The sequence below is a fragment of the Methanoculleus caldifontis genome (assembly GCF_032842345.1).
GTDB lineage: Archaea > Halobacteriota > Methanomicrobia > Methanomicrobiales > Methanoculleaceae > Methanoculleus > Methanoculleus caldifontis.
The window spans coordinates 1,608,394-1,631,480 of record NZ_WBKO01000001.1; the positions used below are offsets into that span (position 1 = coordinate 1,608,394).

23 protein-coding genes are annotated in these 23,087 nt (G+C 63.0%); 5 read left to right on the forward strand and 18 right to left on the reverse strand.

Annotated features, from left to right (window positions below):
* The first annotated feature begins 102 nt into the window (after nt 1-102).
* The 4 genes from F8E02_RS08060 to F8E02_RS08075 all read left to right on the forward strand — a co-directional run bounded on the left by F8E02_RS08060 (nt 103) and on the right by F8E02_RS08075 (nt 3,611).
* A complete protein-coding gene (locus F8E02_RS08060) occupies nt 103-675 on the forward strand; it encodes a PH domain-containing protein (RefSeq protein WP_317064976.1) in 573 nt (190 codons plus the stop codon).
* A 1-nt stretch (nt 676) separates the two neighbouring features.
* The gene (locus tag F8E02_RS08065) at nt 677-2,152 is read left to right on the forward strand and encodes a PH domain-containing protein (protein WP_317064977.1); all 1,476 of its coding nucleotides are present in this window, start codon (nt 677-679) and stop codon (nt 2,150-2,152) included.
* A gap of 176 nt (nt 2,153-2,328) precedes the next feature.
* A complete protein-coding gene (locus F8E02_RS08070; protein ID WP_317064978.1) occupies nt 2,329-2,718 on the forward strand; it encodes a hypothetical protein in 390 nt (129 codons plus the stop codon).
* A 767-nt stretch (nt 2,719-3,485) separates the two neighbouring features.
* Complete coding sequence (locus F8E02_RS08075; protein WP_317064979.1) at nt 3,486-3,611, forward strand: hypothetical protein; 126 nt, start codon at nt 3,486-3,488, stop codon at nt 3,609-3,611.
* Between the two features lie 311 nt (nt 3,612-3,922).
* Here F8E02_RS08075 and F8E02_RS08080 read toward each other — a convergent pair whose 3' ends face one another.
* From F8E02_RS08080 to F8E02_RS08090, 3 genes are all read right to left on the reverse strand, one after another.
* A complete protein-coding gene (locus tag F8E02_RS08080) occupies nt 3,923-5,650 on the reverse strand; it encodes a TIGR03768 family metallophosphoesterase (RefSeq protein WP_317064980.1) in 1,728 nt (575 codons plus the stop codon).
* Nucleotides 5,651-6,145: 495 nt separating this feature from the next.
* The gene (locus F8E02_RS08085) at nt 6,146-7,228 is read right to left on the reverse strand and encodes a GHMP family kinase ATP-binding protein (protein ID WP_317064981.1); all 1,083 of its coding nucleotides are present in this window, start codon (nt 7,226-7,228) and stop codon (nt 6,146-6,148) included.
* 14 nt (nt 7,229-7,242) lie between these two features.
* Complete coding sequence (locus tag F8E02_RS08090; protein WP_317064982.1) at nt 7,243-7,797, reverse strand: ferredoxin domain-containing protein; 555 nt, start codon at nt 7,795-7,797, stop codon at nt 7,243-7,245.
* A gap of 90 nt (nt 7,798-7,887) precedes the next feature.
* Between F8E02_RS08090 and msrA the strand changes: the two genes are divergently transcribed.
* Entirely contained in the window at nt 7,888-8,379 is a 492-nt protein-coding gene (gene msrA / locus F8E02_RS08095; RefSeq protein WP_317064983.1) for a peptide-methionine (S)-S-oxide reductase MsrA, read from the forward strand.
* Nucleotides 8,380-8,759: 380 nt separating this feature from the next.
* On the opposite strand, the gene F8E02_RS08100 is transcribed toward msrA, so the two are convergent.
* The 15 genes from F8E02_RS08100 to F8E02_RS08170 form a co-directional block, all read right to left on the reverse strand.
* Nucleotides 8,760-9,185: a PaaI family thioesterase gene (locus F8E02_RS08100; RefSeq protein ID WP_317064984.1), complete on the reverse strand. Its 426-nt coding sequence runs from the start codon at nt 9,183-9,185 to the stop codon at nt 8,760-8,762.
* Between the two features lie 2 nt (nt 9,186-9,187).
* The gene (locus tag F8E02_RS08105) at nt 9,188-9,886 is read right to left on the reverse strand and encodes a glycosyltransferase (RefSeq protein WP_317064985.1); all 699 of its coding nucleotides are present in this window, start codon (nt 9,884-9,886) and stop codon (nt 9,188-9,190) included.
* Nucleotides 9,883-10,860 (reverse strand): glycosyltransferase family 4 protein, encoded by a 978-nt coding sequence (locus F8E02_RS08110; RefSeq protein WP_317064986.1) that lies wholly within the window; start codon nt 10,858-10,860, stop codon nt 9,883-9,885. The genes F8E02_RS08105 and F8E02_RS08110 overlap by 4 nt, the downstream gene beginning before the upstream one ends.
* Nucleotides 10,857-12,176 (reverse strand): protoporphyrinogen/coproporphyrinogen oxidase, encoded by a 1,320-nt coding sequence (locus F8E02_RS08115; protein WP_317064987.1) that lies wholly within the window; start codon nt 12,174-12,176, stop codon nt 10,857-10,859. Before F8E02_RS08115 ends, F8E02_RS08110 begins: the two co-directional genes overlap by 4 nt.
* Nucleotides 12,177-12,280: 104 nt before the next feature.
* Nucleotides 12,281-13,369 carry an epoxide hydrolase family protein gene (locus F8E02_RS08120; RefSeq protein ID WP_317064988.1) on the reverse strand — a complete coding sequence of 363 codons (1,089 nt, stop codon included), beginning with the start codon at nt 13,367-13,369 and terminating at the stop codon, nt 12,281-12,283.
* Between the two features lie 135 nt (nt 13,370-13,504).
* Nucleotides 13,505-14,089 (reverse strand): hypothetical protein, encoded by a 585-nt coding sequence (locus F8E02_RS08125; protein WP_317064989.1) that lies wholly within the window; start codon nt 14,087-14,089, stop codon nt 13,505-13,507.
* Entirely contained in the window at nt 14,086-14,421 is a 336-nt protein-coding gene (locus F8E02_RS08130) for a 4Fe-4S binding protein (protein ID WP_317064990.1), read from the reverse strand. The genes F8E02_RS08125 and F8E02_RS08130 overlap by 4 nt, the downstream gene beginning before the upstream one ends.
* Before the next feature lie 32 nt (nt 14,422-14,453).
* The gene (locus F8E02_RS08135) at nt 14,454-14,855 is read right to left on the reverse strand and encodes a 4Fe-4S binding protein (protein WP_317064991.1); all 402 of its coding nucleotides are present in this window, start codon (nt 14,853-14,855) and stop codon (nt 14,454-14,456) included.
* Nucleotides 14,856-14,889: 34 nt separating this feature from the next.
* Nucleotides 14,890-15,765 carry an EFR1 family ferrodoxin gene (locus tag F8E02_RS08140; RefSeq protein ID WP_317064992.1) on the reverse strand — a complete coding sequence of 292 codons (876 nt, stop codon included), beginning with the start codon at nt 15,763-15,765 and terminating at the stop codon, nt 14,890-14,892.
* Complete coding sequence (locus F8E02_RS08145; protein ID WP_317064993.1) at nt 15,762-16,565, reverse strand: EFR1 family ferrodoxin; 804 nt, start codon at nt 16,563-16,565, stop codon at nt 15,762-15,764. Before F8E02_RS08145 ends, F8E02_RS08140 begins: the two co-directional genes overlap by 4 nt.
* Nucleotides 16,566-16,569: 4 nt before the next feature.
* Entirely contained in the window at nt 16,570-17,466 is an 897-nt protein-coding gene (locus F8E02_RS08150; RefSeq protein ID WP_317064994.1) for a metalloregulator ArsR/SmtB family transcription factor, read from the reverse strand.
* 126 nt (nt 17,467-17,592) lie between these two features.
* Nucleotides 17,593-19,179, reverse strand: coding sequence for a sodium:solute symporter family protein (locus tag F8E02_RS08155; protein ID WP_317064995.1), 1,587 nt, complete (start codon nt 19,177-19,179; stop codon nt 17,593-17,595).
* Nucleotides 19,180-19,381: 202 nt separating this feature from the next.
* Nucleotides 19,382-19,885: an acetolactate synthase small subunit gene (gene ilvN, locus F8E02_RS08160; RefSeq protein WP_317064996.1), complete on the reverse strand. Its 504-nt coding sequence runs from the start codon at nt 19,883-19,885 to the stop codon at nt 19,382-19,384.
* Nucleotides 19,882-21,558, reverse strand: a complete 1,677-nt coding sequence (gene ilvB / locus F8E02_RS08165; RefSeq protein ID WP_317064997.1) for a biosynthetic-type acetolactate synthase large subunit — start codon at nt 21,556-21,558, stop codon at nt 19,882-19,884. The genes ilvN and ilvB overlap by 4 nt, the downstream gene beginning before the upstream one ends.
* On the reverse strand, nt 21,530-23,041 hold the full coding sequence (locus F8E02_RS08170) for a 2-isopropylmalate synthase (RefSeq protein WP_317064998.1): 1,512 nt from the start codon (nt 23,039-23,041) through the stop codon (nt 21,530-21,532). Before F8E02_RS08170 ends, ilvB begins: the two co-directional genes overlap by 29 nt.
* Between the last annotated feature and the right edge of the window lie 46 nt (nt 23,042-23,087).

Consider the following 23,087-nt stretch of genomic DNA (forward strand, 5'->3'; position numbering starts at 1 on the left):
CTTCTTCCGCCGAAGTGTTTCCGGCAAAAATTACCCGGCGGCGCGGAGATGCACGCCGTCCCGGACAATAAGTTAACGTGAGCAGAACGGCAACGAATAACCATGTCGTTTCCCGGCCCGGTGAGCGGGCGAACTCCGGTCGACGAAGGATCGCCGGACTCCGGGACGGGCACGGACGGTTATCGGCGGCTGAACCGGAAGTCCCTTCTCTCGATATACTTCGGCCACGCCGTCTCCTATGCGATCCTCCTTGGGGCGTTCATCCTCCTCGAGACCTACGCAGAGAGGTTCCTCGGCCCCAACTACGTTCTCGTCCGATACGCCTTCATTGCGGTCCTCGCCGTCGTTCTGGTCTATATGGCGGTGGCTCCGCCGGTCTTCTATGCCCGCTACCGCTACCGGATCACCGCCGACAGGATAGACGTCCGCTCCGGCGTCCTCGTGCTGCGCCATATCCTGGTGCCGATCGAGCGGGTGCACCAGGTGGAGGTCTCCCGCGGCCCGGTCAACAGCGCGCTCGGCCTTGCGGAGGTCACGATAACCACCGCCGGCGGCGTGGCGACGCTCAGCTACCTCGAACTTGAAGAGGCGGAGAGGGTGGCCGAACTGTTGAACAGTCTGGTCGGGCGGATGCTCAAGGGGCGCGTGCCGGCGACGGAGCCCGCAGGCGACTGATATGATCGCGCCCGGCGAGAGGATGAGGTGCCACCCGAGCGTCATCGTGGAGAACTCGCTCTCTATCGTAGTCCTCCTCGCGCTCCTCGTTGGCCGGTTCGAGACGACAGCGGTAGCAGGCGTGCTTGCGGCCGCCGTCGCCGCGCTGCTGCTCTTCAACTACCGGCAGTGGAGCCGGACGACGATCCGGTTCAGCGAGACGGAGATCGTGGTGGAGCGGGAGACCCTCTTCAAGCTGAAGAAGACCCTCCCCTACGCGAAGATCGCGTCGGTCAACGTGAACCGCGGCATCGTAAACCGGCTCTTCGGGACCGCAAGGCTGCAGATCAACATCAACTCGGGGAGCAGCGCCACGGTCCCTGAGGCGGTCCTGACGTTCCGGCAGGACATGGCCGAGGAGATCCGGGCCGCGATCGCGGACCGCCTCTACGGCCGCGAGGCCGCTCCGGACGAGGACGAGGAAGCGGAGCCGCTCGCGACGCTCTCCCCGGCGGACGTGGTCGTGCACGGTCTTCTCAGCGTCCCGACCTACCAGACCCTCATAGGCTCGGTCTTCCTGGTCTACTCCGTACTGCAGCTCTACGGCTCCGCGGGAGCGGGGTTCTGGGCGGACAGCAGGGCGCTGGCCTCGCTGACGATGTTCTTCATCGTCCAGATAGGACCTTCGGTCTCGCTCATCTTCCGCTACTACAACTACCGGGTATACCGCCGGGGGGATACGATCTACCTCCAGCACGGCCTCTTCCGGACCTACAGGACATCATTCGACGTCTCACGGGTCAACGCCGTCCGGGTCAAGAGCACGTTTGCGGCCCGGCTCCTGCACCGGTCGTGGATCGAGGCGGAGGTGGTGGGGCTCGCGTCCGGGAGCGGGGAGAGCCTCCGCCCCGTCCTCTGCCTCCTGAAAGACGACGCGACACAGCAGACGCTCCTCCGCGAACTGGTGCCGGAGTTCGTCTACGAGCGGAACCCGGAGAGGCAGCCCGCGGGTGCGCGGAGTGTCCTCCGGATCCGGGCCGCGGCGGCCTCTCTCGCGCTCGTTCTGGCGATGGCCTGGCCGTCGCTCTACGTCTACCGCGAGGCCGCGGATCTCGCCGGGGTCGCCGGCGCGGTCCTCCCCTGGGCGCTGCCGCTCGCGACGGTCCTCGCAGTCCTCGCGATCTTCTACGCGACGCACGTCTCCTACCGGATCACGGAGTTCGATGCCGGCAAGGACCTTTTTTCGTTCGTGAACGGCGCCGTCGACCGCGAGGCCGTCACGATGAACTACGACAAGGTCCAGACGGTTCAGGTCACCCAGGGACCGGTCGCCCGGCTCTTCGGGGTCGCGAGGGCGGAGGTATACCTCCTCTCCTCGAGGGGTGGGACGAGCATCTCGTCGGGGTATTTCTCCGAGGACCGGCTCGGCGTCATCGGGGAGACGGTGATGGAGCGGATCGCGAGCGGGGAGTACGATTGGCGGAAGAATAGCGTCTGAGCGGGGCGGGGAACGAGCCTGGCCGTGAAAGCAGGGTTATTGTCATCTTCTCCAAGGCGAGGGAGGCAGTGGGATTCCGGCCAGATGCACCGGAGGATGCCGGCAATTCTATGTGGCCGGGTGGAAGGCGTCGGTCAATAACTATTTTATCCCGGTGGCGTACTGGCGTATGCCCTGTGGGGCAGGAGGACGATGGATTGAGGAAGAAGCTACTGCTCATCGGGATCGTGTGCGTATGCGTTGCCCTGCTGCTGGTCACGCCCTGCCTGGCAGCCCAGCCCAGGATGGTAAAGATCGATGCCGTAAAGGGCGAATACCATATCGGGGAGGACCTTGTGGTTTCCGGAACAACGAAAAATCTTCCTGATGGAACAATGATAGATATTGGCTTTGAAAGTCCCCCATACTCACGCGTACCGATCACAACGTATGTCGTCGACAATCATTACACGGCTACTGTTCATACAGATTATCTGGGCGTGGGAAAATGGAGCGTTTGGGCTTCTACTCCCTTTGAATGGCCATCAGCAGCCAGCAGGTATGTATCTGTCACGATACTCCCCTGACTCAACCCTTTTTGCTATCTTTAGACTATAGGGGGCGGTATTGGCGGTGGTTTTAATATAGAATAAGTCCCTATACCCGAATCGGGAATGAAACCGGTAAGAATTGTGGGTGTGCTCATCGGCGCCTTTATTGCATCGCTTGGCCTGCTCTGGTTCCTCCAGGGTATGGCAATTATCGAGATGCGTCCGATACTCTGTGTCGCGGACTGCGAACCTCTCGTGGGCGGATCGCCGACCTGGGCGGCAGCCGGGGCGGTTGCTCTCATCATCGGGGTTGGTGTCGTTCTTTTCAGCGCGAGGCGCGGGGGAAGATAGACGAGCAACTGAACTCTCGGTGACTTCGCCCAACGAGTATGACCCCCACTATCGGGCCCCAGCACTTCGCTAAAGTTCCAGGAAAGCCCCCCGATGTCAAACCACTGACTTCTATTCGCACCTGGCGGTGCTCGAACTCGCTTCGCTCGTGCTTCGCGGCTTCGCGCATTCGCGTGAGGGTGTATTATTATCCGCACCCGCTAGCTCACGCGAAGCCGCGAAGAACGCGAAGTCTGGTGTCCGGGTGTTGCCAGCTTCTTTACATCTCCGATGCTCGAACCTCGGGCTTGCACCAATCGGTGCTCAAGCTCCTGCCCCCACCCTTCGGGTGCTCACGATCCGGCCCTTCGGCCCATCGCGGCACGTCACCGCGCCAGAAGGCTCGGCATCTTCGGTTCGGCGACAGGGGACCGGTTCGACCCGGCATCGACCTCGTCATCGAGTTCGAGCCGATGGCCCCGGTGGAGCATGCACGGGCTTACTTCGGCCTCGCCGAAGACCTGGCCCGGGCCTTCGGCCGCGAGGTCGATCTCGTTGATCTCTCCGTGGTGTGGATGCGATCTTCCGCCGGGCGGTAGAAGAGACCTGCTGGGATGTACATGCTGTTCAAAGGCGCAGGGGCTGGTGCACTACTACCTGATGGGCAAAGCGCACCCCTGGTTTCATGAAGCAGGAGTAGCAGGTTGACAGGGTTGATACGGGCGAGGATACACAGATGCTTCGTCTGTTCCCTCCAGCAGATGAACCTGCATCCGGCTGAATAACCACCACGATCTCCGGTGTGTCAGCGGTTGCGGAGGCTCGATCTTTATGAGAAAAGGGTGGCAGGTCAGGGCCTACCATCATGGCTCACCGGTAGGTCGGGCCTGGTAGAAGTATGATCGCCTGCCTATAGATCTCTTCCTGTCTTCTGAAGTATTTCCTGCATCTCCGGGGTCAACTGGAGAACAAGTTCTGCATTATATGCACCGCTTGGCATCATCTCTACTGGAGATTTGAATATCTGTTGAGCTGCGATAGCATACGACCGCGATCTGGCAGCGGGTGATCCGTCTCTGACCGCCGGATCAACATTGGTGGTAAAGATTGAGATTGTATTGTCGCTGTTATAGACGAATTCGAAGGTCCGGAACTGCTGAGGGAACTCCCGCAGCGATGCGGTTTCAACCTGCCAGAAACCGAGTTCAGGGCGGTCAGAATCCGGAGATTCGATAGGTATCACGGTATTTTGATGGCGATGCCCCGAGATCCATGCCATGAGGTTTGGATAGGTCTGAAGTTTGGCTATCAGATCAACATCAGATACCGCAGCGTACTCACTCCATTTCATGACCGAACTGAGACCCGTTTGATCCTTTTCGATGACTATCGGGATGTGGGCTGCGATGATCATGAGCTTTCCTTCAGCCTGACCACTCTCGAGTTCTTGTACGAGCCAGTCGTACCGCTCCTGATCGATAGAACCAAATCCGGAGGTCCCTTCGCTGGGATCATCGTCCCTCTGGGTATTATCAAGCACAATGACCTTTATCGGGATATCTGATCTCGGTTCGAATGAATAACAGGCAAATCCCGTTGTTCTATCGGACTGGCTGAATCCATGCCCTTGTGGGTTTGAAGAGGAGTCTAAAAATCCACCGATCCACTCTGTTCTCGAGAGGAAACGGCGATTTTGATCGGCCGGGACTGTTGGGGGGCCATCAGTGAAGTTGGTGACAGGGCCTGCACCGATAATCTCACCGTCTGGTGTCCGACCATCGATTACTCCCATATAGAAACCACGGCTTTTTAGGCGGAGAGGGTCGGTGAAAATATTACCTAATTCGAGTATTGCAGTGCCGGTCAAGGCATTTCTGGTAGAATCATCCGGAGGGAAGAGACCCATCCAGAAGTGATCGTGATTGCCGAGAACCTGATACCATCTGATCGATTCATCAAGCCCGGCTGCAAGGTATTCATCCTGGTAATCATTGAGAGGGCCGGGGATTGGATCGTCCTTGTCACCGGAGTCGGGGTTGACTATCCTGCCGTCAAGCACATCGATATACCATCGCAGTTCGTTGTACTGGCCGCTGTTAATTGCATCGCCAAGGAATATGCCGAAGTCGAATGGATTCTCTTTATGAAGGGCGTTTGCCGTCTGGACTGCTGCGTCGAGGGTATGGGTGGTATACAGCATAGCCGGAGAGTATCCTGAAATTACGCCCCATTCATAACCATAATAGACCACCTGAGCAGGAGACTCTTTGTCGGTGATATGGATATCACTCATGGCAAAGAAGGTTAAAAGTTTCTCCGTATTGGTATCTGATGCAGGGGTGTATCCATCTGGCATGAGGTCCAGTCTCTTCTCATAATCCAGCCCCTCGCCGAACTCCCAGATCCCATATCCATACTCTGAAAAGTTTGCGACCTGATCCGGATCCAGGGCAGGCGACGTTGAAGGGACGGGGACGGGAAGAACGGTTCTGTTGAGTGTTGTCAGGACCAGAGAATCTATTGGATAATCCGGTTCTCCATCTTCAGGGAGTTGGGTGTTGGGAGCGGTACATCCTGCTGCAGTGATGAACACCACGAACAGAAGAGTCAGTATGACACCTGCTTTAGGATTATACATATTTTTCTTTGGATTCAGATAAAGATAAGGTTATTTATAGTAGAGCACCAAGCCGTCAGATGTACGTACCAATGTATACCGGCAATGACGGGATACGACAGTACGGCAGCTGGTAACAATACTCCTTTTCATCCTACAGCCCCGCCCATTCATAACGAGGCTCACAAAAATTGACTGGATTTAGACTTAAATTTCGAACGGAGTAAATTTCATTGAGAAATGTATTTTACCCGTTATGTGTTGTACCTGACACCTAACGAGATTCGATATTTCAGAATACTAATAATTTTTCACCTAAATAGCGATCAAGCGCAGATAATACTTTATTTTTCTCCACATCGTTATGAGTGATCGGGAATTTGGGCTAAAGGCATGAATCTTAGCAGTCAGCGTAAATGGAGCACATGCTGCACGCGTGTCTCCCCATGCCCATAAGGGACCCCGATCTGCTCGAAATATCTTAAAGAAGAGATTTTGAGTCTGGGTAGCCGGCCCTCACGCCTTTTCTTCCACCCGGATCTTCAACCCCTCGTTGTCCACCGTCGTCGCGATCGCGACCCGAAGCCCGGCCTCCGCCAGGATCTCCGCCACTTCCTCCTCAGGCCGGGCGGTGACGACCGCGATCGAGGGCCCCACCGAGCTCATCCCGACGAACTCGAGGCCGGCGTCTCTGAGCGCCGCCATGTAGCGGTAGATCTCAAAGCCGTGGTGCTCCACTTCGGCCCGCTTCGAGCCGCGGAACTCGATCTCCCAGATGACATCCCCGATCTTCTCGAGATCCCCGCGCTCCAGCGCCGGGATGAGGTCCATCAGGATGAGGTAGGACTTCAGTTCGCGGTCGCGGTAGTCCAGGGTCCGGGCCTTGTTCATCAGCAGGTCGAACTCCTTCTCCCCCGCCGACGAGACATCGGTGGCCGGGATGGCGATGTAGACCTGTTTGCCCTCGGCAAACGGGTGCCGGTAGACGAGGGTCAGTTCGTCCCCCATCACCGCCATCCCGCCGTAGGTGCTCGCCGCCGGCCCGACGCCGGTCTCGAACCCGAACGCGACGCTCCCGCCCACGGTCTCCTCGACGAAGTTGCAGCCGAGGAGGATGCGGAGCTCGTCGGGGCTCAGGGGCGAGCCCACGGCGGTGTTGAGGGCGTTCGCGACCGCGATCAGGATGGTGCTCGTTGAGCCGAGCCCGACGTGCTCGTACCGGTGGTCGCGGGCGCGGATCTTAAAGCCGCCCTTGTAGCCGACGACCTGCCGGAACGCCTCCGCGAAGTGCCGGAGGATCGGTTCGCGGGAGTAGTCGATCTCAAGGCCTGAGACCGTGCACTCGACCTCGGCGGTGCAGTAGACACTGATGGCAAACCCGATCCCTCCGCCGCCGGGGCGGTCGGGAGAGAACCGGTTCATATCGAGGACGGTGAGGTGAATCCTCGCTGGGGCCTCGACGACGACGGTGCCGGACACCGGCGCGAGCCGGTAGTCTTTCTGGAGGCCACGCGGCCGGATATGCTCGCCCGGAGAGAAGGAGGTGAACTCGTACTCGACGAGGTCGAGGTCCCCGCCCCGGATCTTCATGGTGGGCATAATGTCACTTCGCTTCAGCGTGTGCGGTCAAAGAAGATATCCTTTCCAGATGCCCGGAGCGGTATTCCGTAGGCTACCCCGCATCCTTCCAGCCAGCCGAGCGAGAGCGCGCCGACGCCTGCCGAGTACAGCACCCGGTTGTCGACGTTGTGGAGGCTCGCGGTCTTGACTGCGGAGCCGACCGCGATCCCGAGATCCGCCATCCTGACGACGCAGTTCGGGCCCTGGAACGGGACGGATGCCGGGAGGCCCCTCTTCTGCGCCTCGAGCATATCCGCGCAGGTGGGATACCCGCACCCGCCGCAGTCGAGGCCCACGGCGTCGTTGAAGAGTGAGCCGATGATGAGGCAGGCGTCGCTTGCGGCAATATTGCCCGCGTCCCGGATGAAGAACCCCGCGTCGTGCTGCTCCCCGAACCTCCGCATCGCCTCCGCGAGCGCCGTCTTCTCCTCGTCTCCGCTGACGATCATCGTCTCGATGACGTCGCTGCCCCTGGCTTTCGGGGCGGTGCGCGCCGAGAGCGTCATCAGCTTCGCGACGGTCTCCACGGCGTCTGATTCAAAACCCATGGGAGTACCTGGCGCCGACCCGTGATAAGCGTATGCCCGGTCGGACCGGCGACACCTTTTTCCCGGAGACCCGCCGAGAGGCGGGTTACCATGGCATCGGAGAAGACCCAAAAGGCAACCTTCGGCGCCGGGTGCTTCTGGGGCGTCGAGGAGACGTTCCGGCGCGTGCCCGGCGTCGTAGAGACGGCGGTGGGATTCATGGGGGGCACCCGCGCGAACCCGACCTACGAGGACGTCTGCACCGGGCGGACCGGGCACGCGGAGGTCGTGCAGGTGACCTACGACCCCGGGAAGGTCTCCTACCGCGAACTCCTCGACGTATTCTGGGGCGCCCACGACCCGACGACGCAGAACCGCCAGGGGCCCGACATCGGGGCGCAGTACCGGTCCGTGATCTTCTTCCACACCCCGGAGCAGGAGGCGGCGGCGCGGGAGTCAAAGGAGGAGGCGGACCGGTCGAAGAGGTTCCGGCGTCCCATCGTGACCGCGATCGAGCCTGCGAAGGAGTTCTGGCGGGCCGAGGAGTATCACCAGCAGTACTTCGCGAAGCGCGGGGGCGGGCACTGCAGGACGGTGTGGTAGGAAGGCGAAGTCGCCGAGGAGCGCTGGATTCTTGCTTCACACGAAATGCGAGCGAAGCGAGATCGAGCGTCGAAGGTGTGAGCCGCGACGCTCCATAAGGAGCGGAGTTTGAGCACCCTCAGGTGCGACTTGCGAGCAAAGCGAGCATGAGAAGCCCTCAGAAGTCCGGTGGATAGGTACCTGGTGATCTCCTTCGCGGCTTCGCGTCTTTCACGTGAGACTTTGTGCTGTCTCTATGACAACCTCACGCGAAGCCGCGAAGGACGCGAAGTTCAGATCCTGAGAGTAACTCTTCTTCGGGTCTTTCGCGTGAGACCATGTGTTGTAGGAAGTTACGGTTGGCTGCAGTTCCGTAACCGGGCAGGCAAAGAGGTCCTCTCTTACCCCGGCTTCGGGTAGACCCCGGTCTTGAACCCGACGCCCTCGAACGTGGCGACCCGGCGCTCGCCGGAGTAGACCTCGACGGCGTAAAGCGACGTCCTCTCCGTCTCCGAGACCTTCCAGGCGACCGCCTCGAGCGTCCCTTCCGCCGGCACGGAAAAATACTGAATATACGCGGAGATCGCGATCTGGTCGATCCCGTCCAGGTTCGCGGCGATCCCGAAGGCGTGGTCCGCGACGGCGAAGATCGCGCCCCCGTGAGTCGTGCCGTGGGCGTTCTCCCTGCCTGCGGTCGGCATGGCGACCCTGACCCGGCCGGCCTCGATCGCCGTCACCTTCAGGTCGAGGAGGCGTGCAAACCCACAGGTCTCGGACCGGCGCACCGCTTCGGTGTAAGCCTCCGGGATGGGTCGCTCGTCCGTCACGCCTACTTGTACTCCCGCTGCGAGTAGGAGACGCCCTTCGCGTTGCCGCCGCGGAGGACGATATAGAACCATTCCCAGATCGACTTGAGGGTCCCGAACTGCTGGTAGCGCCGCATCGAGAACCCTACCTTGAGAGCGGGATCGAGGTAGACCTTCCCGAGCTTCCTCATCCGCTGCGCAATCTCAAGGTCGTCCCCCGCGTCGATGCAGCGGTACATCCCCGCCTGCATGAACGCCTCCCGGTCGAAGGCCGTGTTGCAGCCCAGCGTGAAGTAGATCGTCCGGGTGTAATAGCCCAGGCGCGCGAAGGTGTTTGCGCCGAGGAGCGAGAGGTGATTCCTGGATCCGCCCTCGATCGGGTAGACCGTGCCGTAGAGCTGCACGATCTCCTTCTCCGCGAAATCCCTCTCGATCCGCTCCACCCAGTCCCGGGGAAGGATGCAGTCGGCGTCCGTCGTCGCGACGATATCGCCGGCCGCGGCCATCGCCCCGTCGTTCCGGGCTCCCCCCACCCGCTTGCTCGTCTGGATGAAGACCTTGTCGGCGAGGGGCTCCGCGAGCTCCCGGGTCCGGTCCTTTGAGTTCCCGTCGACGACGATGATCTCGTAGGTGTTCCTCGGCACCGTCTGGTCGTTCAGGGACCGCAGGCAGCGCTCGATATTCTGCTCTTCGTTGTACGTCGGCACGACGATCGAGATCATCGCTCGATCAACTCCCGGTATAGTTGTTGATGCCGTTTTGCTATAAGCGTGATGTCGTATCGCTCCGTCGAGGCGCGGGCTCCTCCGGCGCAGTGGTGCAGGGCCGTGTCGTCGTTGACCAGGGCCCGGGCCTCGTCGTTGTTCCGGAAGAAGAGGACCGAGTCCCCGAAGATCTCACGGAACTCGTAAATGTCGCGGGCGATGACCGGGAGGCCCGCCGAGAGCGCCTCCACGATCACGAGGCCGAAGGTCTCCGCGTGCGAGGGCATGAAGAAGACGTCCGCGCCGCTGTAAGCCCGGGAGATGTCGTCGATGACCCCCGTGAAGATGACGTTTGGGTGGGTGTGGGCCTTTAGCATCTGGATCTTCGCGTAATCCTTCGAGAGCGTCCCGTAGGGGAACCCGCCCACCCAGACCCAGGTCATATCGGGGTGCTGGTCGGCGAGGGTGAGGAAGTCGTAGATCCCCTTCCGGGGGGTCTGCTGCCCGACGGAGAGGACCACCCGCCGGTCATGGTCGATCCCGTACTCCTCGCGGAACGACCGCCGTTTCTTCCTGTCCCGCCTGAAGTATTCCCGGTCGATCCCGTTCGGGATGAGGGTCATCGGGACGTCGGGGACGAGCTGCTCGGTCTCCCGGTGGCAGGGGTCCGATATCGTGATGATGTGGTCGAACTGGCGGTAGATTTTCGGGTAGATCTTGTTGATCCTTTTGGAGAACGCGACGTTTCCCTCGTTCAACCGCGGTGTCGAGTGGGCCGTCAGGACCTTCACCCCTTCGGTGAACTTCAGGTGGTACATCGCCCAGGGGCCGAAGGTGTGGTAGTGGGTCAGGTCGAAGTCGCCGTAGTAGGAGTTGCGGGCGATCTCCATCCCCGGAAGCCGGGCAAGGTGGTTGTGGAGGGTCCGTGCGGCCGTCGCGCACCCGATGTAGCGCAGGAAGCGGAAGTCCTCGACGAAGATGTTGACCTTCATCGGCTCGCCCTCGCGAAGTCGAGCGCGCTCCGGATGCAGCCGTCCATGTTCAGGTACTCGAACTGCGAGAACCGGCCGACGAGGTCGATCCCCTTCTCCCGGCAGAACGTCCTGACGATCTCGATATTCCTGAGATACTCCGTATCGTAGACGACGTAGGCGAACTTTTCGCGGGCGACGCCGGTGTAGACGACGTTATCCCGCGATGGAATGATCCCTGCGGCGACGAGAGAACCGACCGTATGCTCGATGACGTCGGCATCCGTCATCTGTGATACCGCGTCGCCGTCGTTGTAGGTGATCTCGGCGAGGATCGAGGCGTGATCGGGCGGGGCGACCGCCGTGCTGTAATTCGAGGGGAACGAGATCCGGTTGAAGAGGCCGGTCGCCGGGTCGGGGACGTAGAGCCACGAGATGTCGGGGACAGAGCCCTCAAGGCCGATGAAGACCGAGCAGAGCGAGTTGTAACGGAGGGCGTCGCAGGCCGCCTGCACCTCTGCCGGGACATCCGCAAGGCAGGGGAGGAGGTTCTGGAGGGGGATCGTTGAGACCAGCCGGTCGGCGTGGACGGTCTCCTTCCCGTCGCTGACGGCGAACCCCCCCTCCTCCTCGCGGACGGATGCGACCGAAAAACCGGTCCGGACGGCGGGGAGGACGGGCTCTGCTATCGCCCGGACCAGCGCCTCGATCCCGCCCTCCACCGGGTAGGAGAAGACCGCCTGGTGGGTGTAGCCCTCGGTCTCGATCCCGACCGCCGACCGGATGATATCCTCGACCGGCGGCCGGGGGATCCGCCCCTCGACCCAGTGGTGCGACATCCGCTCCGCAGGATAGTTCCAGATCTTCTCGTTGTAGGGGAGCATGTAGCAGTCGGCGATCCCCCGGCCGAAGGTGTGGACGATCCATTCGGCGAAGTTCTCCGGCGGGGGGACCTCGCCCTTCTCGACGGCGATCAGGTTCTTCACGAACTCGTTGAGGCAGAAGAAGCGGTCTTCGTCGGGGAGTTGATAGAGGCCGTTCTCGAAGGGATATTTGACGTAGCGGCCTTTATAGAGGATCTTCGTGTTCCGCTTCCTTCTGTCGGCGTTCCCGGCGAGGACCGAGAGCATGAAGGAGAGGACTTCCGTATCGCGGGAGAAGATGATGTGCGATCCCCCGGTGTCGAACGTGAAACCGTTCTGTGTTCTCGAGCGGCAGAGCCCCCCGATCGTCCCGTCGCGTTCGAGAACGGTCACGTTGTCGCCCTGCTCGTGGAGCAGGCGGGCTACCGTGACCCCGGTGAGACCGCCACCCAGTACCGCCGATTTCACGCTCATACTGTTTATGCCGAAGCCATATATGGTTGACCATCCGCCCGGTCGGGGTTGCCCCCTCTCTCGCGTGAAAATTCGGCAGGACCGGGCCGGGAACGGAAGACCGCCTACAATTTTTGCAGTTCCTTCGCGAACGCCCGCAGGTCCTCTGCGTAGAGTTCCGGCTCTTCCCAGGCCGCGAAGTGCCCGCCGCGGGCCAGATCGGTGAAGCGCACGAGGTTCACCCTCCGCTCCGCCCACTCGCGGGGCAGCGGGGCGTCGAGGGGCGGGTGGGCGACGGCCGCCGGGACGGGGGTGCGCCGCCAGGGGCCGGTGGGCGCGTGGGTGTCGAGGTAATACCGGCGGACGGAGGAGGCGATCGTCTCCGTGACCCAGTAGATCGTGATGTTCGTGAGCAGGTCGTCGCGGCCGATGCGCGCTTCAACCTCCTCGCCGGTCGCTCCCGATACCATGAAACTCATGATCCAGGCCGCAAGGCCTGCGGGCGAGTCGGCCAGGCCGTAGGCGAGGCTCTGGGGTTTGGTCGACTGGACCATATTGAAGGCGCCTTCGTTCATCCACCACTCCTGGATGTAGTTCGCGAACGCTAGCTCGGGCTCCGTGAGGGCCGAGAAGTCGGTCGACCCGTCCGGGTAGCCGACGTCGGTCAGGTGGATGCCGAGCAGGGCATCGGGGTGCCGTTCCGCGAGCGACTGAGCGATCAGCGTCCCGGCGTCGCCGCCGGCCGCGATGAACTTCGGATACTTGAGGACGTCCGTCATCAGTTCGGCGAAGAGGTCGGCGGCCTCGTCGGTGGTCATGGCCTTCCGGTCGGAGAACCCGTGGCCGGGAATGGACGGGACGACCACGTCGAAGGAATCGGTCAGGAGCGGGATGACGCGGTGATACCGGTAGAAGGAGTCGGGCCATCCGTGGAGCAGGAGGAGCGGCACCGGGTCCGGCCCCCTCCCGCGCTCGTGGACGAAGTGGACCCCCGTCCCGCCGATTTCCGCCATGAAGTGAGCAAACCGGTTCAACTCCGCTTCGCGGGCCCGCCAGTCGTAGGAGTGCTCCCAGTAACGGGCGAGGTCTTTCATATAGGAGAGGGCGGTGCCGTACTCCCACCCGGCGCCGTCGTCGGGCCAGCGGGTATTGGCGAGCCGCCGGCGCAGGTCGTCGAGGGTCGTCTCCGGAACGGCGATGGTGAAGGGTTGCATGTTCGGGTTGGCGACCCGCCTCCGGTTATATATTTCGCGCGGGAAGGCTGCTTCAAGAGACCGGGCGGCAGGGTCAAGCAGAGATCGAACCGGCCGACCTCGGCATTCCGCCGGCGCTCCCGGGCAGTGACCGCCTCATCGCCGCCGTAGAATGTTCGCGGCCCATCCGGCGAGTGCGCCGAGGACGAGCAGCATGCTGAGCGCGATGAACGTGAACTTGACCGGCGACATCACGGCGGTGAACGTTGCAACCCCGTAGAGTTCCGCCGGGTATGCGAGGAGCATCGCGATAACCCCGGCGTTCTCGCAGTAGTCGGCGGCGCCTGCAACGAGCGGGACGACATTTGACCGCATCCACGGGCTCTCTGCCTGCAGCCAGCGCGAGAGGAGCCAGGATATCGTTACGGCATAAAAGACCGTGTATGCCGCCGGGAAAACGAGGTCGAGCGGCACGATGGACGTCAGGTAAAACGCCCGCCCCGCTTCCCCGAGCGCCGCAAGCATCGCGTACGCCTGCTCGGGGGTGTAGGTGAACGCCATGTCGAGAATACCTGCACCGCCCGTGATCGCCTCAAGGTGCGCGGTACCGAACGGCCGCCCGTTGATCAGGGCTGCGAGGGTGGCGAAGGCGGTGAACGATGCGAGCACCGCCCTTCCCGAGGAGATCTTTCGTATGACAGATGAGATCGTATCGATGACCTGAAGAGGGCAGGTGGTCACGGCCCTCTCCCCGTCCACGCGTACGTGATGGCCCCCTCCGGGCAGGCGTCCGCGCAAGCAGCGCAGAGGATGCACTCGGCACTCTCCATATCCCCCTCCCGGACCCTGCCGTGGACGTCGAGGCCCATCGGGCAGGCCCGCGAGCATTTCCCGCAATCGATGCAGCGGCCGGCGTCGGCGGCGAGCTGCAGGGCGGGCCAGCCGACGGCGTTCCTTATCTTCCGGCCGACGATCATCAGGGCGGCAATCGGGCAGACGACACGGCAGAAACCGCGACGGCCCATGACGAACGCGACGGCGAAGATCCCGAAGAAGATGAAGCCCACGATCATCAGGGTCTCGAAGGAGGTGATCGAGAGACCGTTTACCGTGCCGTAAAGGGGATCGATCGCGAGGATACCGCGCCGGCACCGATGAAGAGGTACGCAATCAGCACAAGCCAGAGCACCGTGACGCCGTACTTGACCAGGGTGCGCCGGCCGTCCTTGACGGTGCGCTTCATGACGGGCGAACAGATCTCCTGCCATGCTCCCATCGGGCAGAGCCAGCCGCACCAGAGGCGGGAGACGCCGAGCGAGAGGACAGCGAGCGCGGCAAAGAGGAGCAGGCTGCCGGTGGCGATGCCTTTGGCCGCCCCCATCAGGATGACGATGGGCGAGATGTAGAAGATCGTGGCCGGAATGAGGAGGAAAGAGACGATGAGCAGCGCTTTCCTGATTTTCTGGCGCGAGAGTCGCGGTTTCTGTGAAAGAGTGTTCTCTGTCACTTTGATCCGGTTATACTCTGATATTTATTGATGATTACACTTCCCCCGGGCGCTCACCCCGGGTTCCAGGCAACCGTCTCTGCACGGCCGGAGTATCCGGAGCCGGCACGTTTTGCCCCCGCTGCGCCTCCATATCCGCAACCGTGAGGTCCGGGTGTCGGTACCGCCCCCGGCCCTCGGTCCCGAGCATCACGTGGAGCTGGATCGCCTCCGTCGGGCAGAAGTGGAGGCAGGCGCAGCAGATCTCGCACTGCCGGCCCCACGCCGGGCGACCGTCGACGAGGGTGAGGTTGCCCGCCGGGCAGACCTTCGTGCAGGTGCCGCAGCCGGTGCAGGCGTCCGATACGGAGAACTTCTCGCCCGCACCGCGGGCGCTCGCTGCGAACGGCCCGCAGGTCAGGGCTCTCACGAGCCGGGAGATGGGTGCGAACCCCGGGGAGACGGCACGGCCGCTCCCGATCTCCCTCGCGATCTCGCTGAGCCGCTCATCCGCTCTGATAAGGACCTTATCGCGCTCCCTGTTCTCCGGCGGCCGGAAGAGCGGCGGGAAGTTGGCAGGCATCCTGACCGCAAACGCGGCATCGAGCCCCCGGCCCTGCCGCTCCCGGAGGATCCCGTCGAGCTGGTGAAGTGCCGAGACGCCCATGCCGCCCATCGTGACGACCGCGAACGTATAGTTCGCCCGCGAAAGGTCGAGTCTTCGTGCGAAGCCGGCGACCATGATCGGCACCCCGAAGTCGTAGACCGGGCAGACGATACCGACCCGGTCGGTGTCCGGGATGACGGCGCCCGCGGTATCCGCAAGCGACGCGATTCCGACGACGTCGCAGTCTCCGAGGGATGCGGCGATCTTCCTTGCAGCGGCAAGGGAGTTGCCGGTCCCGGTGAAGTAGTAGATGACGGTCTTCATGGTTCGTCTCCCCGCTGACCTTTCAGTTCCGCGATGCCGACCGAGGGGTTCCGGTAGCGCTGCCTCTTCCCGGTGCCTCTCCCTGCCTGGATCGCCTCCGCCGGGCAGAGGTGGATGCACCCGCAGCAGAGCTCGCAGCGGTGGTTCCAGACAGGTTTTCCGTCGACCATCTCGATGTTGCCGGCCGGGCAGACCGCCGCGCAGGTGCCGCACGAAGTGCACCCTTCGCTCACCGTGAACTTGCGGTCGTCCCCGTGGACATGGGAGCGGAACCAGGGGTATGTGAGGGCCTTGACGATCCGTACGACCGGCGAGTTCGGGAGTTTCGGCCTCTCACCCTGCCGGACCCGGCCCGCGATCGCATCGAGTTCCGCCTCCGCCGCATCAAGCAGGCGGTCCCGCTTCTCCCCTGCGGGCGACTCGTACATCAGGATGTAGTTGCCCGGCATATGCACCGTGAACCCGGCATCGAGCCCCCGGCCCTGCCGGTCGCGGAGGATGCCGTCGAGCTGCCGGAGGGCGGCGGCACCTCCGCCTCCCCCGTGCGTGACGACCAAGAAGACGTAGTCTGCCGCGGCGAGGTCGAGCCGCTCTGCAAATGATGCCGCCATCGCCGGGAGCCCGGCGAAGTAGACAGGACAGACGATCCCGACCCGGCCGGCATCCGGGGTGATAGACCCCACGGTATTCGTAAACGATGCAATCGGGACGACTTCGCAGTCCCCGAGGGCCCCGGCGATCTTCTTTGCCGCTGCAAGCGAGTTGCCGGTCCCGGTGAAATAGTAGATGACGGTCTTCATGGTATCACGTCAATCCGGTTTTCGTGTTCTGTCCGTCCTCAACCGGGAGCGGGTATGCTTCGACGATCCGCTCGATGAGGTCGTTCTCCGCCGTCCGGGCCGCCAGGTCCTCCTGTGTCAGGCTGACCGCCGCCGCGACCTCGACCCCCCGCGAGGCGAGCGCCGAGCGGAGGAGCGGGAGGGTCTCGCCGGGCTGGCCGCAGTTCGTGCAAAAGACCACGGCCCGCTTCCCCTCGCAGCCCGAGAGCGCCCTGACCGCGGCATTGATGGCCGGCGCGGGTTTCCAGGCCCAGACCGGCGTTCCGATGACGAGCAGGTCGTAGCGTGAGACGTCGATCCGGTCGGGGAGGATCGGGTCGCAGACTCCCCGGCGGGAGTGCAGGACCCCGGTCGTATACGCCGTGAACGTCGAGTATCCGGTCACTGTCTTCACCTCGACGAGGTCGCACCCGCAGGCGTTCCGGATCCGCTCCGCGACGCCCCGGGTCACGCCGGTATACGAGTAGAAGACGACGCAGGCATTCAGCGACGTCTTCTGCGCCGTCTTCCGGACGAGTTCGCGGTCGCACCGGTCCATGACGGCCCCGCACATCAGGTCGAAGTGCTCCCGGAACTTCAGTACCCGGTCGCGGTTGAACGAGAAATAGACCCGGAACCCCTCCCGCCGCGAGGTCACGAACCCCTCGCTCTTCAGCGTTTTTAAGTGCTGCGAGGCGGCCGGCTGCGAGATGCCGAGTATATCCGCAAGGTCGGAGACGCCCAGCGTCCCGGTCGTGTCCGTCGCGAGCAGGTGAATGATCCGGAGCCGGTTCGCATCACCGAGGGCCTTGAAGGCCCCGGCCATCTCCGGGGCAATCTTACAGAGTCCGGTGCAGGGATCGCACCCGTTGCAGTCGTCCATGTGAACTGCATAAGTGTATGCTTATACGGATATATTCTTTGTGGGGCAGACGGAGATCCTGATCTGCAAAACAGACGACGAGAGCAGAGGGCTAGAAAAAATTGGGATTTCGGGAGTGTTCTGTGGTTACTGCCGGCGGGGGGAGTCCTGGTCGACGAACAGGGTCTCTCCCGGGCTGCTCTTTCGTGAAGGCTGGCCGGGCGACTGGATGAACCAGCCTGTCCGGGTATTGTCGAGTATCTCCGCGGAGTTCTTCGCGGTCATGAGGCTGACGACGACCATCGCGACGGCCGAGAGGATGAGCGCGTAGAGGCTGAAGTGCACCGGAAGCGATCCTACGAACTTGGAGTAGTAGCCGAAGACGCCGGCCGCGACGAGCCCGGTCGCCATGCTCGCAATCGCACCCTGTCCGGTCGCGCCGCGCCAGTAGAGCCCGGCGAGCAGCGGGACCGCGAACGTCGCGAGCATCACCCCGATGCCCATCCAGATCAGCCAGGCGAGCATCGCCGGCGGGTTGATGGCGAGGAGGAGCGTACCGCCGGCACCGAGGACGATGGCGACCTTCGAGACGAGGAGCACCTCTTTGTCTGATGCCGAGGGGCGGAGAATGTTCTTGTAGACGTCCCACGCAAACGAGGTCCCAACGGTGAGCATGAGCCGGTCGGTCGTCGACATCACCGCTGCAAGGACGATCACCGCAAAGAACGCCCAGAACGCCACGCTCGGCATCGCGTGCTCGACACCGACGATGAAGGAGTAGTCCTGCGCGTTCACGGCCTGCGGGAGCACCAGCGTCCCCTCCTCGACGAGCGACCGGACGGCGAACCCGCTGAACTTGACGAAGAACATCACGACCGCGTAGATGCCGAACGCGATGAGCGGCGCCCACTTGAAGAACCGGGCTTCCTTTGCGGCGAGGACGTTATTGATGACGTGCGGGGCGCAGGCGAGCCCGACCATCAGGAGGATCCCGAACGAGACCAGGAACTCCGGCGTCGCGTAGGCGTAGGGGGCGTAGGCCGGGCTCGGGAACCAGGGCTCGACGAAGTTCGGGTCGACCCCGGCAAGGACGGTATTGATATGCTCAAGCCCGCCGGCGCTCATGATGACGGCCGGCGCCATCAGGAGGACGCCGAGGATCAGGATCCCGCCCTGGAAGAGGGTCGTCCAGGATACGGCGTAGAGTCCCCCGACGACCGTGTAGGCGGTGATGATGACCCCGGAGATGAGCAGCGCCTCCCAGTGGGGGATCTCAAAGAGCCAGACGAGGACGATGCTGATTGCGGCGTACTGCCCGACAAGGTAGATCAGCGAGACGACGATGCCCGCGATGGCGGAGAGGCCTCTGAGCGCCCGCGGACTCTCGAACCGTTCTGCAAGGTAGTCCTGGACGGTCAGGTAGCCCCGCGTCTTCCCGATGGCGTTCAGTTTCACCCCGAAGAAGATGATGCAGAACGCGGCCGCGAGCGGGACGAAGATCTGCTCCCAGATGCCCGGCCAGCCCGATGCGTACCCGAAACCGCTGACGCCGAGCAGCGTCATCCCGCTGCAGATCGAGCAGACGATCAGGATCGTGAAGACCCAGAAGCCGAGCGACCTCCCGGCGAGGATGTAATCCTCGGTACTGTGGATCTTCTTCGATGCCCAGCTCCCTATGCCGACGAGCACGACAAAGTAGAGCACGATCAGGGCGAGCGTCAGTGCGTCCGCCATTATGAGACCTCCTTGAATCGGAGCCCCCAGAGGGCGAGCAGGACGAAGGCCAGGGCGACCGCCCCGGTCACGATCACTCCCGTATGGAAAGGTAGCGCGAAGAACATGCCTGTCACTATGTGGCATGCTAACATATAACACGATCGATCGGGATGGGGAGCCCTCCCCGATGAAAGGCCCGGCCGACCGGATCAAAAGAAAGTTATTTTGAGCTCTTCACGGTCTTTGCCCCGCGAAGGAGAGCGATCTTACCCGTGCGAACGAGCTCTTTGATGCCGTACTGGCGCAGGAGCTTCTCCAGCGCATCGATCTTCCCTGTATCCCCGGCCACCTGGAGGACCAGGGTCTTCGATCCGACGTCCACGACCTGGGCCCGGAAGATCTCGGCGATCTGCAGGATCTCGGCGCGGGAGGTGCCCGACTCGGCGGCCACTTTGATGAGGGCGAGTTCCCGCTCCACGCTCTCCCGCTCCGTCAGGTCCGAGACCTTGATGACGTCGATGAGCTTGTTGGTCTGCTTCGTCACCTGCTCGACCACGCCGTCGTCGCCGTTCACGACGATCGTGATCCGGCTCATGTTCGGCTCCTCGCAGGGCCCGACGGCGAGGCTCTCGATGTTGAACCCCCGCCGCGAGAACATCCCGGCGACCCGGCTCAGGACGCCTGCCCGGTTCTCGACGAGAACGCTCAGGGTGTGCGACTTCATTCCTCACGCACCCCGATCATCTCGTTGATTGCGGCACCCGCCGGGACCATCGGAAAGACGTTCTCCTCCCGCTCGACCCGGAAGTCGAGGACGAACGGCCCGTCGGTGGCGAGCGCGGTCTCGATCGCCTCTCTGACGCCGCCTTTCTCCTCGACCCGGATCCCTTCGACCCCGTAGGCGTTCGCGATCTTGACGAAGTCCACCGGCGGGAGCTCCGTGTAGGAGTAGCGGCGGTCGTAGAAGAGTTCCTGCCACTGCCGCACCATGCCGAGGTACATGTTGTTTAAGATCACGACCTTGACCGGGATCTTGTAGTGCGCCACCGTCCCGAGCTCCTGGATGTTCATCTGGAAACTCCCGTCGCCGGCGACGTCGACGACCGGGAGGTCCGGCCGGGCGAAGTGGGCGCCGATGGCTGCCGGGAACCCGTAGCCCATCGTGCCGAGGCCGCCCGACGTGATCCAGGTCCGGGGTTTTGTGAATCGGTAGTAGAGGGCGGTCCACATCTGGTTCTGGCCGACCTCGCTCGTGATGATCCCCTCGCCCTGCAGGACGTCGGAGAGCTGCCGGACGACGTACTGCGGGTGGAGCCGCTCGTCGTCGCGGAACCGGAGCGGGAACTGCGCCTTCCAGGTATTGATCCGGGCGACCCAGTTCGCCGTGTCGCCGCGCTTCTTCATCCGCCTGAGGATGGCCCGGAGCACCGCCTTCACGTCGCCGACGATCGGGACGTCGACCTTCTTGTTCTTTCCTATCTCTGCCGGGTCGATGTCGATGTGGACGACCGCGGCGTTCGGCGCGAAGGTCTCGATCTTGCCCGTCACGCGGTCATCGAACCGGACGCCGACGGCGATCAGGAGATCGCACTCCGTAACCGCGTAGTTTGCCGACTGGGTGCCGTGCATCCCGAGCATCCCGAGGTTGAGCGGGTGGTCGCCGGGGACGGCGCCGAGGCCCATCAGGGTCGTCGTCACCGGGACCGCGGCCGTCTCGATGAACTCCAGGAGTTCGGGCGAGGCCTCCGAGAGGACCACCCCGCCGCCGGCGTAGACGAGCGGCCGCTCCGCTCCGACGAGCAGGTCGATGGCCTTGTCGATCTGGCGGACGTGCCCTTCGTAGGTGGGCTGGTAGCCCCTGAGGGAGACCGTCTCGGGAAGGGGCCTGTTGCCCTTCACCACGCTCGTGCTGACGTCTTTGGGGAGGTCGACCAGCACCGGGCCGGGCCGGCCGGTCCGGGCGACGTAGAACGCCTCCCGGATCACCTGGTCGAGGTCGTTCGCGTCCTTGACCAGGTAATTGTGTTTTGTGACCGGCATCGTGATCCCGGTGATGTCCGACTCCTGGAAGGCGTCGTTCCCGAGCAGCGCGGTCGGCACCTGGCCGGTGAGGGCCACGACGGGGATCGAGTCCATGTAGGCCGTCGCGATCCCCGTGACCAGGTTGCAGGCGCCGGGGCCGGAGGTGGCAAGGCATACTCCTACGCGGCCGCTCGCGCGCGCGTAGCCGTCGGCCGCGTGCGCCGCTGCCTGCTCGTGCCTTACCAGAATGTGCCGGATCGACGAGTCGTAGAGTTCATCGTAGATCGGCAACACCACGCCGCCGGGGTAGCCGAATATGGTATCGACCCCCTCACGCTGCAGCGCTTCAATCAGAGTCCTGGCTCCGGTCTTCATGCTCTTCCCTGAGTAATCTGTTCATCCCGACGATAACTGCTTCGACGCTCGCCATGATGATGTCGGTCCTCACACCTCGCGATGTCACGGTCTTTCCGTCCTTGCTGAGTTTCACCGATACGTCGACGACGGCGTCGGTACCGCCCGTTATCGCGTCGACGGTGTATTCATCGAGCCGTACGCTTCCGACGTCTGCGACCGATCGCTGGAGCGCGCGGATAGCGGCATCCACCGGTCCGGTCCCGACTGCGGCGCCGGTGACCTCCTCGCCGTTGACGAGCATCGTCACCGAAGCGGTCGGCATCGCGTTGCTCCCCGATACGATGGTGAACTGGCGGAGTGCGAGGCAGGGCGTGAACTCGAGTTCCATCACGGTATCGGCGATCGCCATGATGTCGGCGTCGGTGATCCGCATCCCGGTATCCCCGACCTGCTTGATCCGGGCGACGATCTCGGCGAGTTGCGCTGCATCCGGGGCATACCCCATCTCGCGGAGGGCGGCCTCGACCGCTGCCGACCCGGAGTGCTTCCCGAGGACGATCCGGCGCTTCCTGCCGACCCGCTCGGGCTGGAGCGGCTCGTAGGTGCTCGCGTCCCGCATCACCCCGTGGGCGTGGATCCCGCTCTCGTGGGTGAAGGCCATCTCGCCGACGATCGGCTTGTTGGTCGCGAGCGGCACCCCGGTCAGCCGGGCGACGCGGGTCGAGAGGTGGTAGAGCTCCTCGGTCCGGATCCCGGTCTTCTTCCCGTAGAGGACCTCGAGCGCCATCACCAGTTCTTCGAGGGATGTGTTTCCCGCCCGCTCTCCGAGGCCGTTGACGGTGACGTGGGCGCAGGTGGCCCCGGCACGGAGAGCGGCGACGGTGGTTGCGAGCCCGAACCCCAGGTCGTCGTGGCAGTGGATCGAGAGTGGGGCAAAGAGGAGCGGCGGTATGATCGCCGCGGCCCGCTCGGGCGTGAGAAGCCCGACGGTGTCGCAGAAGCAGAGCCGGTCGGCTCCCCGCTCGACCCCCTCCCGGAAGACCTCCGCGAGGAACGCCTGGTCGGCGCGGGACGCGTCTTCGCCGGAAAGTTCCACGATAAGCCCGCGGCTCTTCGCGTACTCGACGGCGCTCCAGGCCATCTCGCAGACCTGCTCGCGGGTCTTCCGAAGCTTCGTGGCGATGTGGAGATCGCTCACCGGGACGACGAGGTGGACGGAGTCGGCGCCGGCGTCGGCGGCAAGGTCGATGTCCCCGGCAAGGGCCCGGACGTAGGTGCAGCACTCGGCGGCAAGCCCGGCATCGGCGATGGCGCGGATGGACTCGCGCTCTCCTACGGATGCGGCCGCGGAGCCTGCTTCGATGACGTGGACGCCTACCTCGGCGAGGTACGTTGCAATCTCAAGTTTCTCGGCCGGCGTCAGGCAGACACCCGGTGTCTGTTCGCCGTCCCGTAACGTGGTGTCAAAAAAGCGTGTCGATTCGCCAAATAAAACAATCACACATAGTGCAATTCACCGTCAAAGAATTGGCGGCGGCGTTACTTAA

What these genes read in the sequence shown, in the direction of transcription:
- F8E02_RS08085 (WP_317064981.1), bottom strand. Translation starts at nt 7,228, where the DNA reads ATGCCCACCATGAAGATCCGGGGCGGGGACCTCGACCTCGTCGAGTAC.
- F8E02_RS08155 (WP_317064995.1), bottom strand. Translation starts at nt 19,179, where the DNA reads ATGGCGGACGCACTGACGCTCGCCCTGATCGTGCTCTACTTTGTCGTG.
- F8E02_RS08145 (WP_317064993.1), bottom strand. Translation starts at nt 16,565, where the DNA reads ATGAAGACCGTCATCTACTATTTCACCGGGACCGGCAACTCGCTTGCA.
- msrA (WP_317064983.1), top strand. Translation starts at nt 7,888, where the DNA reads ATGGCATCGGAGAAGACCCAAAAGGCAACCTTCGGCGCCGGGTGCTTC.
- F8E02_RS08105 (WP_317064985.1), bottom strand. Translation starts at nt 9,886, where the DNA reads ATGATCTCGATCGTCGTGCCGACGTACAACGAAGAGCAGAATATCGAG.
- F8E02_RS08080 (WP_317064980.1), bottom strand. Translation starts at nt 5,650, where the DNA reads ATGTATAATCCTAAAGCAGGTGTCATACTGACTCTTCTGTTCGTGGTG.
- F8E02_RS08090 (WP_317064982.1), bottom strand. Translation starts at nt 7,797, where the DNA reads ATGGGTTTTGAATCAGACGCCGTGGAGACCGTCGCGAAGCTGATGACG.
- F8E02_RS08150 (WP_317064994.1), bottom strand. Translation starts at nt 17,466, where the DNA reads ATGGACGACTGCAACGGGTGCGATCCCTGCACCGGACTCTGTAAGATT.
- F8E02_RS08065 (WP_317064977.1), top strand. Translation starts at nt 677, where the DNA reads ATGATCGCGCCCGGCGAGAGGATGAGGTGCCACCCGAGCGTCATCGTG.
- ilvN (WP_317064996.1), bottom strand. Translation starts at nt 19,885, where the DNA reads ATGAAGTCGCACACCCTGAGCGTTCTCGTCGAGAACCGGGCAGGCGTC.
- F8E02_RS08140 (WP_317064992.1), bottom strand. Translation starts at nt 15,765, where the DNA reads ATGAAGACCGTCATCTACTACTTCACCGGGACCGGCAACTCCCTTGCC.
- F8E02_RS08075 (WP_317064979.1), top strand. Translation starts at nt 3,486, where the DNA reads ATGGCCCCGGTGGAGCATGCACGGGCTTACTTCGGCCTCGCCGAAGAC.
- F8E02_RS08120 (WP_317064988.1), bottom strand. Translation starts at nt 13,369, where the DNA reads ATGCAACCCTTCACCATCGCCGTTCCGGAGACGACCCTCGACGACCTG.
- ilvB (WP_317064997.1), bottom strand. Translation starts at nt 21,558, where the DNA reads ATGAAGACCGGAGCCAGGACTCTGATTGAAGCGCTGCAGCGTGAGGGG.
- F8E02_RS08110 (WP_317064986.1), bottom strand. Translation starts at nt 10,860, where the DNA reads ATGAAGGTCAACATCTTCGTCGAGGACTTCCGCTTCCTGCGCTACATC.
- F8E02_RS08060 (WP_317064976.1), top strand. Translation starts at nt 103, where the DNA reads ATGTCGTTTCCCGGCCCGGTGAGCGGGCGAACTCCGGTCGACGAAGGA.
- F8E02_RS08115 (WP_317064987.1), bottom strand. Translation starts at nt 12,176, where the DNA reads ATGAGCGTGAAATCGGCGGTACTGGGTGGCGGTCTCACCGGGGTCACG.
- F8E02_RS08130 (WP_317064990.1), bottom strand. Translation starts at nt 14,421, where the DNA reads ATGATCGTGGGCTTCATCTTCTTCGGGATCTTCGCCGTCGCGTTCGTC.